Source organism: Rufibacter aurantiacus, assembly GCF_017916345.1.
Lineage (GTDB): Bacteria > Bacteroidota > Bacteroidia > Cytophagales > Hymenobacteraceae > Nibribacter > Nibribacter roseolus.
Genome location: NZ_JAFMSV010000002.1, coordinates 1,277,265 through 1,291,750, shown reverse-complemented (window position 1 = coordinate 1,291,750; position 14,486 = coordinate 1,277,265). Strand labels below are relative to the sequence as shown.

Annotated in this window: 12 protein-coding genes; 2 read left to right on the top strand and 10 right to left on the bottom strand. The window is 52.9% G+C overall.

Annotated features, from left to right (window positions below; all coding sequences use genetic code 11):
• Nucleotides 1-2: 2 nt before the first annotated feature.
• Nucleotides 3-1,418 carry a SusD/RagB family nutrient-binding outer membrane lipoprotein gene (locus J3P34_RS10400; protein WP_210488405.1) on the top strand — a complete coding sequence of 472 codons (1,416 nt, stop codon included), beginning with the start codon at nt 3-5 and terminating at the stop codon, nt 1,416-1,418.
• 93 nt (nt 1,419-1,511) lie between these two features.
• Here J3P34_RS10400 and J3P34_RS10395 read toward each other — a convergent pair whose 3' ends face one another.
• From J3P34_RS10395 to J3P34_RS10350, 10 genes are all read right to left on the bottom strand, one after another.
• Nucleotides 1,512-1,895, bottom strand: a complete 384-nt coding sequence (locus J3P34_RS10395) for an SRPBCC domain-containing protein (protein WP_210463164.1) — start codon at nt 1,893-1,895, stop codon at nt 1,512-1,514.
• Nucleotides 1,896-1,952: 57 nt separating this feature from the next.
• Complete coding sequence (locus tag J3P34_RS10390) at nt 1,953-2,540, bottom strand: hypothetical protein (RefSeq protein WP_210488403.1); 588 nt, start codon at nt 2,538-2,540, stop codon at nt 1,953-1,955.
• A gap of 505 nt (nt 2,541-3,045) precedes the next feature.
• Nucleotides 3,046-5,556, bottom strand: coding sequence for a S9 family peptidase (locus tag J3P34_RS10385; protein ID WP_210488401.1), 2,511 nt, complete (start codon nt 5,554-5,556; stop codon nt 3,046-3,048).
• A 1,034-nt stretch (nt 5,557-6,590) separates the two neighbouring features.
• Nucleotides 6,591-7,265, bottom strand: a complete 675-nt coding sequence (gene mnmC2 / locus J3P34_RS10380; RefSeq protein WP_210488399.1) for a tRNA (5-methylaminomethyl-2-thiouridine)(34)-methyltransferase MnmC2 — start codon at nt 7,263-7,265, stop codon at nt 6,591-6,593.
• Nucleotides 7,266-7,572: 307 nt separating this feature from the next.
• Nucleotides 7,573-8,187, bottom strand: coding sequence for a hypothetical protein (locus tag J3P34_RS10375; RefSeq protein WP_210488397.1), 615 nt, complete (start codon nt 8,185-8,187; stop codon nt 7,573-7,575).
• 313 nt (nt 8,188-8,500) lie between these two features.
• Entirely contained in the window at nt 8,501-9,466 is a 966-nt protein-coding gene (locus J3P34_RS10370) for a YihY/virulence factor BrkB family protein (RefSeq protein ID WP_210463169.1), read from the bottom strand.
• Between the two features lie 257 nt (nt 9,467-9,723).
• Nucleotides 9,724-11,157 (bottom strand): DUF4403 family protein, encoded by a 1,434-nt coding sequence (locus J3P34_RS10365; protein WP_210488396.1) that lies wholly within the window; start codon nt 11,155-11,157, stop codon nt 9,724-9,726.
• A gap of 82 nt (nt 11,158-11,239) precedes the next feature.
• Nucleotides 11,240-11,569 (bottom strand): thioredoxin family protein, encoded by a 330-nt coding sequence (locus J3P34_RS10360; RefSeq protein ID WP_246849949.1) that lies wholly within the window; start codon nt 11,567-11,569, stop codon nt 11,240-11,242.
• Between the two features lie 86 nt (nt 11,570-11,655).
• Nucleotides 11,656-12,387: a DUF3891 family protein gene (locus tag J3P34_RS10355; protein ID WP_210488394.1), complete on the bottom strand. Its 732-nt coding sequence runs from the start codon at nt 12,385-12,387 to the stop codon at nt 11,656-11,658.
• Between the two features lie 177 nt (nt 12,388-12,564).
• Nucleotides 12,565-13,527, bottom strand: coding sequence for an NAD-dependent epimerase/dehydratase family protein (locus tag J3P34_RS10350; RefSeq protein ID WP_210463172.1), 963 nt, complete (start codon nt 13,525-13,527; stop codon nt 12,565-12,567).
• 144 nt (nt 13,528-13,671) lie between these two features.
• Between J3P34_RS10350 and J3P34_RS10345 the strand changes: the two genes are divergently transcribed.
• Nucleotides 13,672-14,463 carry a serine aminopeptidase domain-containing protein gene (locus tag J3P34_RS10345; RefSeq protein ID WP_210488392.1) on the top strand — a complete coding sequence of 264 codons (792 nt, stop codon included), beginning with the start codon at nt 13,672-13,674 and terminating at the stop codon, nt 14,461-14,463.
• Nucleotides 14,464-14,486: the final 23 nt, after the last annotated feature.

Genomic DNA, 14,486 nt, shown 5'->3' with positions numbered 1-14,486 from the left:
GCATGAAGAAGATTTATATAGTACTGCTCTCTTGTTTTCTTTTGGGGAGCTGCAATGACTTTGGAGACATGAACGTGAATCCAAACCTGCCCGTAGTGGCTTCCAATACCCAGCTGATTGCCAACGCGGCACTTTCCCTGCCAGGACTGAGCGCGTCTCCGCAGGGAGAATACTATGCCCAGTACCTGTCAGAGACCCAGTACCCCAACCTGTCTCTCTACACCCAGGTAAGCTCCAGTTTCTATGGCCTGTACCAGGGCCCCTTAATGAACCTTGAATCTGTGCTTAAATCCCAGAACCTGGATGTGAAAGAAGGACCTATCGTGAACCAACTGGCGGTGGCCAAAATCCTGAAAGCCTATTTCATGTGGCACATCACAGACCGATGGGGAGACGTGCCGTACTCAGAGGCCCTGCAAGGCAAAGAAAACCTTACGCCTAAATACGATACCCAGGAATCTATCTACAACAACCTGTTCTTGCTTTTAGATGAGGCTGATAAAAGCATAGTGCCCGGGACCATCGCCAATGACATCATTTATGGCGGTGATATGACCAAGTGGAAAAAGCTGGGTAACTCCATCAGGTTACTCATGGCCTTGCGTCTTTCTAAAGTGAACCCAACCAAAGGAAGCGAGGAGTTCAATAAGGCTTTGACCGCTGGCATCATGACGTCTAACAATGACAACCTGGTGTTCAAGCACCTGCCAGATGCAAACAACCAAAATTACTGGTACGGCCAGGTCTTCACTCAGAACCGGAAATGGTGGGCTTTGAGCAATACCCTGGTAGACAAAATGAAGCCGGTAGAAGACCCAAGGCTGGCGGTTTACGGCGACAAAAACTCCGCCGGTCAGTACGTAGGGCAGGAGTTCGGGAAAACGGAGAACCTAAGCACCACCGCGGTATCCTTGCTGGGAACTGCCATCTGGAAACAAGATGCCAGCATTCACCTGGTGACGTACGCCCAACTGCTGTTTGCCAAAGCCGAAGCCGCTAAACTAGGCTGGATTGCCGGTGGCGACACCGAAGCCAAAACCAACTATGACCTGGCCATCCGGAATTCGGTGATTCAGTGGACCGTTAGCCCAACTTTTTCCGAGGCATCTGCCATTGCCGCAGCCAATGCTTTGTTAACCAAACCAGGTGTGCAGTATGACCCCGCAATGGCGTTGGAGCAGATTGCCGAGCAACGGTGGGTGCATTTGTACATGCACGGGTTTGAGGCCTGGGCCGAGTGGAGAAGGACCGGCTACCCCAATGAGCTGATCAGCCCCGGCGGAACGGCCATCCCTACAAGACAAGGCTATGCCACCACTGAGCTGTTCACGAACGAAGCTAACTATAAAGAGGCAGTGCAGCGTCAGTTTGGCGGTACCGATGGCCTGTACGGCAAAGTTTGGTGGGACAAAGACTAACCCCACGTAAAAGCACAAAAGAAAAGGCCGGTAGTTTACCGGCCTTTTTTGTGAAATCAGGTCAAAAAATAGGAAACGCTGTTACGGGGTTGGCTACTGCTCTTCAAAGAAATTCAGCAGAGCGCCGGCGTAGGCATCGTTCCAGCCTTCCACCAGTTCATCGTAGGCCTCGTCTGGGATGTTGGTCTGCTTTACCTCCATGGAGCAGCCCTGCTTGTGCGGGTGCAGTTTGATGGTCACAATGGAGTCCTCGGGTTCGCCCTCAAAATACCACTGCTGCACCAGCTTCTTGTTTTCCTCAAATTCTAGGTTCTTGCCCACAATGCTGCCTTCCCAGAGCGAGAACTCAGAGCCGGGTTCTGTGGACATCTCGGCGGTTTCGCCGGTCCAGATCTCCAGCGTAATGGGGTTGGTAAGGGCTATATACACTTCTTCCGGCGTGGCCGGCAGCAGGTAATATTTCTTGAAGTCTTTCATAGAATAAACAGTTGCGCGAAGGTAAAAGCTACGGCAGGTTCCTGGTGCTGCCGCCGGTTACTTTATTTCAGTGATATCTCCCTGCGGCGAAATCTTGAAGCGTTTGCGGGTGACGGTGAGCTTTCTAGTGTTGGGCACCTCATTGTACGCTGCATCAAATTGCCACCGGGTGGTGCTGTCCAGGTGCTCAATGGTGAAGTCCTTTTGGATGGTGAATTGCTCGCTGTGTTTAAAGCCGGGCTCCTCGCCGCAGGGGTTGAATTTCAAATCCTGTTCATCTAGCTGGGTTCCCTCCTGGTTATAAGTCCTGATCCTGGGCACGGTTTCATCTGACGGAAAGAGCACTAGGAGGGCAGTCACCTCCTTGTTAATCGGCAATCGGCGGTAAGGAATCTCGTGCGGTTTAAGGTAACTGCCGGCCACCGTGGTGTCTAATCTGGCCCCGAAGGTGTATTCAAAAGAGCAGGTCGCCTTGAAAGGCAAAGCCAGCGCCGGCAGTTCCCCGGCGAAGCTGGTAAAAGAAACGCTAGGCGAAGCCGCTACCGCATCGGCAGACGGATTGGTCTCATATTGAACGGCATTTTCTCTGGAACAGGAAGTAAACAGGTAAAGCAAAGGCAGCAAACCGAGGAGCAGTTTTTTCATAGATGCTTTATACGGAAAACAGTATATAAAAGGATTGGTAGCCTTTGCCGAAGCCGCTGAAAGGATTACTATCTGCTCTTGTAACCCCATTTCTGTCTCCTTTTTCTGAAAACAGCCCTGAAATAGATTACAGGTTAAAAGTAAGGTTTATAGGCCTGGATCTGCAGTCAAAAACTGCGGCAAGCCGATCTGTCCCCCTTTGAAGGGGGTAGGGGATGACATGGCAGCTTCACGAACCGATACTTTTGCTAAGTGCATTTATCCTCCTAGTGTGAAGGGCAACCACAAGGGATTGCCCCTACCTCTTAGGAACGCCATTCTCTGCACGAGTAGTCATCCCCCTACCCCCTTCAAAGGGGGACGAAGAAGTGACTACTCGTTACAGATACTAGGGTGAGGACCTTCGTGGGGGATGAAAGAAAGCAGTAGATTTTCCTAAAGCCAGTGAAATAAAAAAGCCGCAGTCTGAACAGGCTGCGGCTTTTGGTGCTAAAGTAGTGAAGGACTATTCCTCGTTTTCAGGTTGAGCGGTTCTGTTGCTGGAAGGTCTCTTGTTGTTCTGCTCGGCCTCTCTGTTCATTTCCATGATGTCTACCGGCTGAGAGAAGTCACCAAGGAGGTATTTAGAGAAGTAATCAGCGGTCATCCAGAAGGAGTACTCCGTCATGTCGCCGTAGCCGTGGCGCTGGCCGGGCATCATCACAAAATCAAAGCGTTTATTGGCCTTAATGAGGGCATCGGCCATTCTGATGCTGTTGGCAGGGTGCACGTTGTTGTCCACGTCGCCGTGGGTAAGCAACAGGTGGCCTTTCAGGTTCTTGGCCAACTCCGGGTTCTTATCGATGGTGTACTGGAAGGTGGTGTCGCCTTTGGCGGTGATCACTTCCTTCACGCCATGGTGCTTCTCAGACCACCAGCGGTTATAGATGTTGTTCTCGTGGTTTCCGGCACCCGATACGGCCACCTTGAAGAAGTCTGGGTACACCAGCATGGCGGCGGTAGACATGAACCCGCCACCAGAGTGACCGGTGATGCCCACGCGATTAATGTCAATGAACTTGTGCCGATCAGCCAATTGCTCCACGGCGGCTTTCTTATCTGCCAGACCGTAATCACGCAGGTTACCGTAGCCGAAGGTGTGATACCACTTGGAGCGCGCCGGGTGACCACCGCGGTTACCCACAGTAATGACAATGAAACCCATCTGGGCCAGACGGTCCATGCGGTCCATGCTTCTGCCGAAGGCCTTGTTCACGGCTTCGGTCTGCGGGCCCGGGTAGATATACTCAATGATGGGGTACTTCTTGGTGGAGTCGAAGTCAAAAGGCTTGTACATCACGCCGTAAAGGTCGGTCACGCCGTCATCAGCTTTCACGATGAAAGGCTCCGGGAACTTGTAAGAAGTGGTCATGAGGCGGGACAGATCTGCTTTCTCCAGGTCCATCACTTTTTTGCCGTTGCTGTCATACAGCGCTGAAACCGGCACGGTGTTCACGCGCGAGGCGTTGTTCACGAAGAACTTGCGGCTGTCGTTCATGCTCACCTGGTGATCAAAGTTGCCGCTGTTGAGAAGTTTCAGGCCAGAGCCGTCAAAGTTCACGCGGTACAGGTGCAGGTAGTAGGGGTCTTCCTTGGCTTCGCGGCCGTTGGCGGTGAAATACAGTACGCGGGCTTTGTCATCAATGCCCACGATCTCCTCGCAGTGGTAAGCGCCGGAAGTGATCTGGTTTTTCAGCTTGCCGTTGCCATCATAGAGGTAGAAATGGCCCCAGCCATCGCGCTCAGACCAATGGATCAACTCGCTTCCGCCGTTTACTAGGCCCACCCGGCTTACTTCCACGTAGGTATTAAAGCGCTCGTCAATCAATGGCTTCACGGTGCCGGATGGTACGTCCAGGGAAAGCACGTCAATCTTCTTCAGGTCGCGGCTGGTGCGGGTGAAGTAGACTTTGCTGTTGGTGCCGTGCCACAGGCTGGCGCGGAACTCGTCATCGCGGGAGCTTTGCTTGGCGGGCGCTGGCCACACCGAAATCTCCTGGTCTTTGAAAGCCGCGGTGTTGATTTTCTTGGCGGTTTTATCCGCGAAGTTGAACAACAGCAATTCTCTGATTGGCGCCTCTTTCTCGCCAGGCATCTGGTACTTGTAGGTTTCCAGCGCCGGACGTCCGGTGGCGGTGTTGTGCAGTACCCACAGGTCTTTCACTTTGCGGGCATCGGTGCGGGTCATGAGGAAATACTTAGAATCCGGCGACCACATGATGAAAGCAGGCTTGCGGTTCTTGCGGTTCTTCTCACGCTCCACGTTGGTTTCGCCCTGAGAGTCGCCGTAAGAGTAGTTTTCCACGCCATCGGTGGTGAACTTGGTTTCTACAATGGTAGAGTCCTTCTCATTTTTGAGGGCTTTCTCGTAGTTAGCGCGGTCCATCCAGTACAGGTTGTGCTCTTTGGCGAACACCACAAACTTCTGGTCTGGGGAGATGGAGGCCCACATAGGCTTACGTTTAGGCTTGTTGTAGTCCTTCAGCTCGGTGAGCTTGCGGGTGGCCAGGTTGTACTGGAAGTAGAAGGTTTTCTTCTCCAGTGAGTCAGCGGCCTTTTTATCCAGGCGGTCTTTCTTTACCTGGTCAATGGTGCTCTTCACCTCAAACTGCACGTTCTTTTCGTCCTCGGTGAACTTGAGGTTCTCAATGGGCAGGTGCTGCGCATCGAACGGGTCACGTACGATAGTAGTGATGGCTGCAGCCAACTGGTCTGTGTTGAAGATGGCCTGCTTTGATTTGGTGGCCGGATCCACGATGTACCAGTTCTTGCCGTTGGAGGTCTCATACTGGTACCAGAACCGGTCGGTTTGCTTCAGCCAGTGCGGATCCAGGCTGGTGGTGAAAATTAGCTTCTCCAGTTTTTTGGGAGAGAAGCGGGAAGCCAGCTGGTAGTTGGCTTTCTGGGGTTGCCCCGTTTGGGCGAAAAGCCCCAGACTAGCCCCTAAGAAGAGGGCCAGCGTGTAAACAATTCTCATGTAAAGGGTTTTGTAGGTGTTTGGAAGCTTGAAGATACGAAACGGTCTTTGAATTTCGGGGCTGCCATTAGGTGCCAGTTGGTTAAAGTCATTTTAAATGCTTCTCCTTAAAAAGTTAAGCAGGGGTTGTTTGCCTTTTTTACCTCTCCTCTGGTTCAAGTTTTCAACTTGGACCTACCATGGTCTGCAGTTTGCAACTGCAGTGAGGCGCCAGCCTCAAACACGGATTTCACTTGCGTTGTGCGGAGAGTTAGCGGCAGCGCTCTCCGCACTTCCCGGACAGCCAATCTCCTGATTGGCAAATTGGACGAGGTTCCTGATTGAAATATATCCCCGCTGTTGGTGTTCTCACCAAAAACGGCGATATACTACCCTTCAATTCACTAACCGCAGCTACCTCCCACTTCCTTCCTGCTCTGCCTCCGGGGCTTGTTCCTCCGCTGGGAGGTTTGTCACTTTTCTCCTTGATGAGAAAAGTAACCAAAAGAATCAAGAAGCCTCAAACTCGCTGACGCTCGGACAGTGAGGCTTCAATCAAGGTACCACCCCGCCAGCGTCCTCTGTTGCATAGCCAAGCAGGCCATTACTGCTTGAACAGTTCATCCGTGCGGCAGCCCGTGCCTCGGCCTCACTGTAGGCCTTCGCCCCGGCCCGCCGCAGGAGACAGATGGTGTCTGCTCGGATTACCTGATCATGTAGAGACAAGGCATGCCTTGTCTCCAAAGGTTCTATCGCAATAGCCGGCCACTACCGGAAAAACTGGTAAGGGCACCCACAAGAGGTGCCCCTACATTTCTTACAGTTCTCTCGCAACCTCACCCACCGTTGTTGGTGTTATCACCAACAACCAGAACTGCGGCTCAACAACCTTCTCACGCATTGCTAGATTCCCCTCCTCAGAGAAGTTGGGGTGGGTTGACATTCCTCATCCGTTGTTGGTGTTATCACCAACAACCAGAACTGCGGCTCAGCTACCTGCTTGGGTTAACAAGAATTGTCGTTTAAACCCCGTTTTCAGAAAACCAGCCCAAAACTTAGTTGGCTTTCACGCCACGGGTCATTTCTCTTTTGCCGGGTGGGCCGGGGAGGGCTTCTACGGTGAAGCCGGCGGCTTTGAGGCTGCGTTTGAAGCTGCCTTTGGCGCAGTAGGTGACCAGGGTGCTGCCGGGCTTGAGGCAGTCGTGCATTTTCTGGAAGATGGCGTCGGTCCAGAGGTGGGGCTGCTTCTCCGGGGCGAAGGCATCGAAATAGATGAGGTCGTAGCTTTCCGGAGAGGGGGAGAAGGCTTCCAGATCGGTTTCCAGTTTGCGGAGGGTGAACTGCGGGGTAATGGCCACTGGCTGCCCCCAAGGGGCGTTATGCAGGGGCGTGAAGAAGTCCAGTAGCTCGGGGTTGAGGATGAATTTATCGAACTGCAGTTGGGCCACCACCTCGGGGGGAAGCGGGTATTTCTCCAGGGTGTCATACTCCACCGTAGCCTTGGTAGCCAGGGAGTGTTGCAACGTGAGCAGGGCGTTGAGACCTGTCCCGAACCCAACTTCCAGCAGGCGCACGGCAGACTGGCGTTCCAGGGTGGCCTCTAAGCCCATTTTGATGAACACGTGCAAAGACTCCTGCAGTGCCCCGTGCACCGAGTGGTAATGTTCGTTCAGTTCCGGCACAAATAGGGTGGTAGAGCCGTCTTTGGTTTGTCTTACTTCCAGGTTCATGAAGCAAATTACGGATTAGCAAGCAGGAATGCACCGGAAATTAAGAATTAGAGGGTTTTAAGGCCGCTTTTGGTAAAACAACCTTAAAACAGAAAGACAGAAAGTGCACATAGATATCCTGCAACATAAGTTGGCCTAGACAGCTGTTTAACTGCTGTTTTTCAGAAAACAGGCGCAAAGAAAAGATTATATTCTCCTTGAAAGAAGGATGAATTAAGACTTTTGATGCTCTAAAAGGAAAACACACCAACTTGGAAAAACGGGAATCCGAATTCTTAATTCTTAATTCTTAATTCCCCATTCCTAATCAATCAATGTAGCCTTCGTACTGAATGCTGCTCACTTTGCCTTTGGAGAGATGGAACCTGAGCCAGGAGTTGCGTTCCCAGTCGCAGACTTCCACCACGTTCTTGGTTTCTTTGATGAAGAGTTTGTAGCCCATGAGTTTCTGCAGCAGTTCCTGGCGGGTACAGCCTACCTTGATGCCGTTCTTCAGGGATAGGTTAGGGCTCTTGATATCGGCGTAAGAAAGCATGAAACGCTTGGTGTACATAGGGTAGTACAGCTCCACGGTGCTGGAATCAAAGTTGAGCTGGAAGAGCGTGTCTATGTAGCGGGTGTTATGCTGGTTATGGATGGTGTCTTTCAGGACCTCAAACTTGGTGCGCACCTGGGCAGCGTACTGCTGCAGCACGGGCTCCTCAACGGGCAGGAAAGGGTTGGAGATAAATGCGGTGGCCTTGATGACCTCCGGATGCTCCTGTTCCAGCAGTTCTATGCGTTGATAGAACGCCTCCATACGGGCGGTGTTGTTGAAATTGGGGGCATAGGTGCTTTTGGGAGCTGTGGTCCTGGGCCTAGCTGCTGCCCTTGCCACCCGCGGCGTATCTGGTTCCTGGTTGCCTTGGCAGCCAGCTTGCACCCCTAGTGGGATTAAACACAAAAGCAAAATCAGCCGCCACATACCCAGGTCAGAAATGATAAGAAACTTAGTCAGAATTGTATTCTAATATACAAAAAACGATTTGCAAAGCTACACAGAAGCGCAAAAAAATAATCCTGCTTTCATGACCACTATACTCTTGGATACCCCTAAGCGTTGCGGGTTTTTTGGTATTTTTTCAAAGTCGGCCCATGTCATCCCGGGCGGAGGATGACCAGCGTATTGAGATACCCACTTTGTACTGGTATGACACCGTTTAAGAGCCGATTTTTCTTAAGCAGCCCCTAAACAACTAGGTTCTGAAACGCCCCTGTGAAGGTGGCCGGCCGGAGTTCTGCGCCTCGGGTGTTTCATCAAAGGGGATCTCTCGCACTTCAATCCTGACGGAGTTATGGTTGGGGGTAACAGGTTGCCCGAAGTTGTCGGCGTATTCCTGGGTGATCTCGGCCCCGAAGAAGATAATGAGCGAGGAGTAGTATACCCAGGAGAGCAGTACCACTAGGGAGCCCGCCGCGCCATAAGAGCTGTTGAAGTCGCTTCGGCCCAGGTACCAGCCAATGAGGTATTTACCCACCAGGAACAGGACTGCGGTGATAATAGCGCCCACCCAGACATCGCGCCAGCGGATGTGGGCATCTGGCAGGTATTTGTAAATGAGGGCGAAAAGCAGCGAGATAAGCCCCAGTGACACCACCACATCCAGAATGTAGATGAAAACCACGGCTATGCCAGGTAGCAGTTTCTGCATGTAGTCGGTGAGAATGCCAATCATGGCGCTCACCACCAAACTCACCAGCAGCAGAAAAGCAACGCTCAGGATCATGCCCAAAGACAGGATGCGGTCTATGACCAGTTTCAGGATACCGTTCTTGGCTTTGGTCTGTAGGTTCCAGACCTGGTTCAATGACTCCTGCAGCGTCACGAAAATGGTGGTACCGGCAAAGATCAGCGTGCCTATGCCTATCCAGGTGCCCAGCGGACTGCTGCCCTCCATGTGCAGTTTGGAGATCATGTTCTGGATCTCTGTGGCGGCCTCTGACCCTACAATCCCTTTGATCTGGTTGTACAGCTGACCGCTCACCGCCTCTTCCCCAAAGAAGTAGCCTGCCGACCGCACCACGATAAACAGAAGGGGCGGAAGGGAGAAGATAGTGTTGTAGGAGAGTGCCGCCGCCAGCCGCAGCGAGTTGTTCTTCATGAACTCAGAGGCGGAGTTCTTAACAAGATCAAGGATGCTTTTTGCGGTATATTTAGCCATTCAGTTCAGAATCAGGGATGAAATATCTGAAACTACGGCAACAAGCGCTCAATTGTTGATTTTTTGAAGGATTGAGCGATTTTGGGAATGAATGATGTATTGGTTGAGTGAGTGAGTGAGTGTAAATGGGAAGATGGTTGATGGTCTTACCGGGAGTAATCCAGGCACTTGTTTACTGATAATTAGTTTTGGGCCTGTTTTCAGGAAAACGTGCTTATTCCATCCCCCTTCAGACATTCACTCAATCTCTCAATCACTCATTGAAAAGAAAGCGTGAGCTGCCCCGAGGCCAGGAAGTGCGTCTGCACGCCGGTAGGGGTCACGTACAGGGTGTCTGGCTCCAGGGTGAAATCGGCGCCGCGGAGCAGGAATCTTTCCTGCAGTTGATTTTCCTTCAGGCCGGCTTGCAGGGCCTGCCGGAGGTTGGCCAGTTGGGATTTGACCGGGAACACCATCTGGTTTTCAAGTTGGGCTTTGAACTTGTTCTGCAGGAGCCATTGGGCGGTGTTCACCAGTTTGTCCCTGGTCTGCAGGGTGTATTCCAGGTTCTGCACCTTTATGCTTTGGGTAGCGGCGTCATAGAACGGCGTAGCCTGCAGCCATACCTTGCCCTGGAACTTCTTAGTGAGGAAAGATGCCTTGGTCTGGCCGCTCACGTCCAAAGCCAGCAGCAGTTGAGTGCCTTTCCCGCTGATGGCCACGTCATGGATGGTGAGCTGGTGTTTGCCCTCTTCAAAGCTGAAGTTCTGGTTTTTCACTTCCTTTTCCAGTATCTGGTTGAGGTAAGCAAAAGAAACATCGCTGGCTATGTTGAGTTGGGCCACCTGGGGCAGTGTACGGGTGGGAGTATAGTTAGGCAGTGCCACCAACGTCTGGCTTGGTTTCTGGCCCGATAAAACCTTTAGGAAAGCATCTATGCCCACCTGCAGGCTTAGTTTGTTTTGCTGAAGCTCCAATGGGGTGAGGCGCACGGCCTTGGGTTCCACGGAGAGCCAGGTGTTGTACTGGGCGTTCAAAAGCAGCGGATCCTGCAGTTGACGCCAGGCCTGAGCCAGGTAAGTAGGCAGAGGCACGCGCTTCTGTAGTTCCTGGTCCAGCAGCTGGAGCATAGGGGCGAGCTGGGCCTTGAGCTTGGGTTCTATGAAAGGAGCCAGGTTCAACCGAAGAGGTCCTAAAGACAGCGTGGGTTTGCGCGCCCCCCAGGCGAAATCGCCACTGGTGTAGCTTTTCAGGTTGTAGTCGGGGAGGAGCTGCAGGCGGCTGTCGGTGCGCACGGTGACCTCAAATTCGGTCTCCTCGGTTTTCTGGATGTTTTTGCACAGCTCGCAGGCGTTCCACTGCCATCGGCCTTTGGCCCAGATCCTGAGCGGAACCTCCATAGACAGCTTACTGAACTCAGAGCGCAGTTTCATGGGTCCGGCCTTGGTCACCTTGACCATGAGGTCATCGTCCTGCAGGTTATCGTCTTGGTAAATAATGCCGGTGAGTTCCTGGTTCAGGATGCCTTCCAAAGCTGAGACGGGGATGGTGATGGGCAAGGTGATGGTGGAGAGACGGGGTTCTGGCAGAGGCGGGGGAGAAACCTGGGCCTCGGGGGCCGGCACGTTAAGCGACGCTGATTTCTGGCAAGCGGGAAGTACGCAGACGCACAGCAGAACAAAAAATAAAAAATGAAAAGAGCGCCCTCGCATGCCGTCTATAATGTTGATGCCTTGGTAATAAGCCGATGTTGTTTTACGGCTGTTTTGGCAAAAGTAAGCATAAACCGCGTGATTATTGGGCCATCAGGAGCTGGTCAAGGAACTCGCGTACGTCTTCTTTAGAGGAAAGCAGGGCACAGTTGCGCAGGGTGCCTTTGTGGTAAATGGCAAAGAAAGGTGTACCGGTAAGTTTCACCTCCTTGCTGGAAACCGGGTTCTCAGAGGCGTCCATCTGCAGAAAGGTGATATCGCTGTACATGGGGTTCTCTGAGAATTCCTTGAAAGAAGGAGCCAGGGCTTTGCAGATAAGGCAGTCTTTGTCTATGAATTTGACAATGACCCGGTCTTTCTCAAAGATAAGGGAGCGCAGTTCGTTATCGGAAGATATATGGATGGCCATCATGTAAAATGCATTCGTTAAACTATCGGTAACGTGGAAAACAGCCCTGAGTTGAGAGAAAATGCTGTTCTAGCCGCCCCAAAGGCCTGTTAGGGTTCTTTTTGCAGGAGCCATTCTTTTCTGGTAACAGGGGTTTGCCACAGTGCCTTGTCCAGTTCCTGGTCTGAGGAGAACTGCAGTTGGGTAAGGCAGCGGGCCTCCACGCACAGGTTCACCTGCTTCTCCCTGAAAGGCCACGGCGTTACCCGTACGGTGCCGTTCTTCAGCAGCGCCACCTCGTATTTCACCTGGTCCGGGCCGTTGCTTACCTCCAGGGCGCGCTCCATTTCGGGCAGCTCATTGCGGCACAGAATAAGGGAAAGGCGGTCGCACCACTGCATGAAATCATAGGCATATTGCGCCTGGGCTTTCTTTACCTTGAGGCCCTGCCGCCATTTCTTCTGGCACAGGAGCTGTTCATCCAGGAAAGCGTCCCACTCTTTTTTCTGGCCCCGTAGTTCCTCATATAGAAATGAAAGGTGCATGCTGGTGAGCAGGCTGCGCCACCGGCCCTGGAACCGGGCTTCTTTCATGACCTGCTGCGCCTGCTCCAGGCAGAAGGGCAGTTGCGTGAAGTTGGCGGGCGCGCCGGCCGGCGTGAGGGCGTAGCGGCCCGTGAGGTCCTGCTGACCGTCATCGTGCTGGGCGATGGCCGCCAGCGTCTGCATAAAATAAAGCGGCCGCTTCTCCGGAAGCCAAGCAAAACCTATCTCGGCGGCCAAAAGGGCGTGGGCCTGCTGGTAGATAATCTCCCAGCCTCTCTCATGGGGGTTAACAATCATAGCTTTATGGGTGGCCGGTTGCTACAGCCGGAAGCCGGAAAGTTGTACGGCGCAAAAGAGAGAGGGTGGGGCCGTTTAGGGCCAGTTTTCTGAAAAAGAGGGCAGAAACCAAAAATCCCTGCCGGTTTTCAGGTCGGCAGGGATTTTTAGGTAAGCTGGAGGCCAAAGCGGCGAATCTTAGTTGTTGATGCGTTTCAGGTGCAGGAGCATGTCATCGGTCATGGTGTGCAGGTCGTACTGCGGTTTCCAGCCCCAATCCTGGCGGGCGGCCAGGTCATCAATGCTCTGCGGCCAGGAATCTGCGATCTGCTGGCGCATGTCTGGCTCGTAGGTGATGGTGAAGTCCGGGTAGTGGCGCTGGATGCTGGATGCAATCTCCTGAGGGGTAAAGCTCATGGCTGCCAGGTTGTATGATGACCTTACTTTCACCTGCTCGGCGGGCGCGTGCATGAGGTCCAGGGTGGCTTTGAGGGCATCGGGCATGTACATCATGGGCAGGCGGGTGTGCTCGCTCAGAAAACACTTGTAGGTGTTGGTGGCCAAAGCCTGGTGGTAGATGTCCACGGCGTAGTCAGTGGTGCCGCCGCCTGGCAGGGCTTTGTAACCGATGAGGCCGGGGTAACGCAGGCTGCGCACATCCAGACCGTATTTGTTGAAGTAGTACTCGCACCAACGCTCGCCTGCCTGCTTGCTTATGCCATACACCGTGTTAGGGTCCATGATAGTATCCTGCGGCGTGTTCTGCCGCGGCGTATTGGGCCCGAACACCGCGATGGACGAAGGCCAGTACACTTTCTCCACTTTCTGCTCCAGCGCGAAGTCCAGCACGTTGAACAATCCGTCCATGTTCAGGCGCCAGGCAAATTTGGGGTTCTTCTCACCCGTCGCTGATAAGATGGCCGCCAGGTGGTAAATCTGCTTGAACTTGTAGCGCGAGGCCAGCTCCGTAAGGTGCTGCGGGGTGAGCACGTCCACAATCTCAAAAGGCCCGGTCTCGCGCAGATCGGCTTGCTTGGGGTATTGAATGTCGGCGGCTACTACGTTGGCATCGCCGTATAACTTTCTCAATTCAAGGGTGAGTTCAGAGCCTAGCTGGCCGCAGGCGCCTATCACTAAAATGGCATTTTTCTGTTTTGACATGCAAGTGCTGAATAGGAAAACAAATGTACGTTATTCAAGTGGCTCCAAAAAATAGGGAGAGTGGACAGGTTTTGTATCTTTGGTGAGAAAACGAGAAGGGCATCTGGCAAACTCCTTTACTTTTTCTAACACAACTCTCTTTGCATGCGGTTACGGCTCCTTCTTTTTTCTGTTTTAGGCTTCTGGGCGACGGGCTGCGCGCCATACAGTGCGGAAACCAAATGGAAGGAGAATCCTGGCACGGTAGAAGCCCCAGTAGCTGTCCACACCCAAGCGCTGGACCTGGTGGATGCCTCCCGAAACAGAGCTGTGCCGGTGGTGCTTTATTCGGGCCGTTTTTCACAAAAGAGCGCCAAAACAAAGCAGAAGCTGGCGGTGCTCAACCATGGGTACGGCGGTAAAAACACGGCATATTCCTTTATCGCTAATTACCTGGTCTCCCAGGGATATCTGGTGGCCAGTATTCAGCATGAACTTCCCTCAGATGCGCCCATGCCCCTCACCGGTCCGGTGTATGAAACCAGGCTGCCCCATTGGCAGCGCGGGGTGCAGAACATCAGGTTTGTGGTGCAAGAACTGGAAAGAAGAACGCCGGACTTGAATAAAGGTGAGTTGCTGTTGGTGGGCCATTCCAACGGCGGAGACATGACCATGCTGTTTGCGCAGGAGTACCCAGACCAGGTGCGGGAAGTCATCTCACTGGATAACCGCCGCGTGCCTTTGCCCAGAACCCGCCAACCCCGCATCCTCACGTTGCGTTCCAGTGACCAGCCCGCCGATATTGGGGTGTTGCCCACGGCTGTTGAGCAAGAAAAGTTTGGAATCAGAGTTATACAGCTGAAAAATACGCTCCACAATGACCTGTGGGACGGAGCCACCGCCAACCAAAAGCAGCAGATAATCCAATATATTGCGCAGTTTCTGCGGACCAACTGAACAGAAAACCCATTTTGAGGCTG